Annotated in this window: 1 protein-coding gene; it reads right to left on the bottom strand. The window is 62.2% G+C overall.

Annotated elements, in window-relative coordinates; genetic code table 11:
- The coding region (locus DB708_RS03515; protein ID WP_133250971.1) for an AMP-binding protein at positions 1 to 539 on the bottom strand (539 nt) is incomplete at both ends.

The raw sequence follows: 539 nt of genomic DNA, 5'->3' as shown, positions 1-539 counted from the left end.
GTCGGGCCATAGGCGTTGACCATCACCCGGCCAGGCGCCCACCGATCCACCACCTCAGGCGGGCAGGCTTCACCAGCGATCACCAACGCCACCGATTCCAAACCCTGCGCCGACAACGCCGCGACCGCCGACGGTGTCTGACTCAACACCGTGACTTGCTCGGCCACCAACAACGCGTGGAAATCCTGCGGCGAAGAAACCACGTCTTCGGGTACGACGACTACCCGCCCACCACGCAGCAGGGCACCCCAGATCTCCCACACCGAAACGTCGAAGCTATACGAGTGCCACTGCGACCACACACCCTCACGCGGGAGTCTGGTATCCAGCGAGTCGATCAGGTCGGTGACGTTGCGGTGCGCAATCCCAACACCTTTAGGCACACCGGTAGTGCCCGAGGTGTAAATGATGTACGCAATATCGTCAGGATCGGGCGCCGTGACTGCGGTGGTGGGTTGGGTCGTGATCGCCGGGTCCTCAACATCAATGACCCACAGATCACGGCCAGCCAGACCAGTAAGGCGTTCAGCAAGTCCCGT

This window comes from Mycobacterium montefiorense (assembly GCF_003112775.1).
GTDB lineage: Bacteria > Actinomycetota > Actinomycetes > Mycobacteriales > Mycobacteriaceae > Mycobacterium > Mycobacterium montefiorense.
This window is presented reverse-complemented; position numbering and strand designations above follow the sequence as displayed.